This window comes from Francisella sp. SYW-2, assembly GCF_008711475.1.
In the GTDB taxonomy this organism is placed as follows: domain Bacteria; phylum Pseudomonadota; class Gammaproteobacteria; order Francisellales; family Francisellaceae; genus Francisella; species Francisella salimarina.
In genome coordinates, this window is record NZ_VXKO01000062.1 from 1 (window position 1) to 1,524 (window position 1,524).

Below are 1,524 nucleotides of genomic sequence, written 5' to 3' on the forward strand. Positions count from 1 at the left end.
TTTAACCAAAAAATGGTCTATGCCTGTGAGATACTGGAGTGAAGCTATGCCTTATTTCGCTATCGAATTTGAAGATAGAATTCAGAGGTTTATGTAAATGAATTTACACAATTATTTGGAAAGGCTCCTACTACCAGTTTGCGACAGAACTCTTTATATTTCTATGATCCTGTTCTATCAAATTATTGAGATATTTATTTTGCGTTCTGGGCCTAAATGGAAAGGCTCGGTTTAAACATCTATACTAAATTTTTCTTTTATAATTTTTTTAGTATCTTCAGCAAAATCTTTAACACGAATCCATATTATATTATTCTCAGAATGTTCAGGTTCTCCAGGAGGAAAAGGTAAATCTCCTAGCTTTTCATTAGTATTGTCAAATAATTCAATACGACCATCTCCTTCCTTAAATTTGTCAGATTCTTTAATATCAGGACCCTCATTAAAAGCTTCTAGTTTGTCAATCTCTACCATAAAAAGTTGATTTCGAAATCCTGAGTTAGGATATTGTGTTTCTAATAGTTTTTTTAGTTCTTCTGCGTTTATTTCATGATCACTACTTTTGATTATATTTAAAAGTTCCTCTTTAAGCATATCACATTTATGTTGGTAAGCATATATAGCACCTTCATATGTGAAATATGCTCTCCCTGGAAAAGTATCATATGATTTCCATTTATCTAAACCATCATCATATATTGAGATAAACATATGATCTGGAACAATATTTTCATCGAAATCGGTTCCTCCAAAATATGCACCAATAACCTTATTACTTTCTGAATCCGGCTTTAATCCGAATGTTAAGCATAAAGTTTCAAGAAATATTTCTCTTTTATAATTGACATCGGTGGTAGATGCATATTCAGTATATTGACTATTAAGAAAATCAACCCATTCATTACCAAATTGTTCAGAAAAAAATGATTCTGCATTTTCTCTAAATGCTACAAGCTCCTCGTCCTCGTTAAAAAAATAGCCAAAGTTGGTCCATAATTTATTAGTATAATCTTGATCATTTTGTCCATATAATGCAAACTGGTAACAAGCCATGTTATAAACGTTTTCTTTATATTCTATTTCCGTATTAGATTCCATATTACACTTCCTATTTTTTATTATTTTACAAATCTGGAACTAATAATAAAAATATAAAGTAACAAAAATATAAACCGCGTAATATAAATTGTAAAGTTCTGTCGCAAACTGGTAGTATGGTCACAATATTACTAAAATCAGCTATCTCTAGATACAGTTATGCAGCTATAGCATAAAACTGATCCCAAACTGTCATCTTATCAGCATTAATGTGCTGACCCTTTTTAATCATGTTAACCAATTCATAACCTGCTATGGTAGATTCCTTAGAGTCCCATGCTTTAAATCCTAGCATGGGTCGAGTCAACCTCTTTATATTTCTATGATCTTGTTCTATGAGATTATTCAAATACTTATTTTGTCTAATCTCTATACCATGAGTATACCAAATACCTAGCAAGAATAAGAAGATATTGATAGTGAGTA

At 30.7% G+C, this 1,524-nt stretch carries 2 protein-coding genes; both read right to left on the reverse strand.

Going from position 1 to position 1,524, the window contains the following annotated elements; all coding sequences use genetic code 11:
- Window positions 1-231: 231 nt before the first annotated feature.
- A complete protein-coding gene (locus F3D57_RS10155) occupies window positions 232-1,098 on the reverse strand; it encodes a hypothetical protein (protein WP_150466170.1) in 867 nt (288 codons plus the stop codon).
- Between the two features lie 157 nt (window positions 1,099-1,255).
- Window positions 1,256-1,524: DDE-type integrase/transposase/recombinase (locus F3D57_RS10160; RefSeq protein WP_150466171.1), on the reverse strand; the 269-nt coding region annotated here is incomplete at its 5' end.